Origin of the sequence: Rugamonas brunnea, assembly GCF_014042345.1 — a bacterium.
Classification (GTDB): Bacteria; Pseudomonadota; Gammaproteobacteria; order Burkholderiales; family Burkholderiaceae_D; genus Rugamonas; species Rugamonas brunnea.
Genome location: NZ_JACEZT010000068.1, coordinates 1 through 255, shown reverse-complemented (window position 1 = coordinate 255; position 255 = coordinate 1). Strand labels below are relative to the sequence as shown.

General features: G+C 52.9%; 1 rRNA gene. It reads left to right on the top strand.

Annotation, left to right across the window (positions count from 1 at the left end):
- A 16S ribosomal RNA gene (locus H3H37_RS25520) occupies nt 1–255 on the top strand; the annotation flags it as partial.

The window sequence follows — 255 nt, the reverse complement described above, 5'->3', positions numbered from 1 at the left end:
CGCCTGGGGAGTACGGTCGCAAGATTAAAACTCAAAGGAATTGACGGGGACCCGCACAAGCGGTGGATGATGTGGATTAATTCGATGCAACGCGAAAAACCTTACCTACCCTTGACATGGCAGGAATCCCTGAGAGATTGGGGAGTGCTCGAAAGAGAACCTGCACACAGGTGCTGCATGGCTGTCGTCAGCTCGTGTCGTGAGATGTTGGGTTAAGTCCCGCAACGAGCGCAACCCTTGTCATTAGTTGCTACG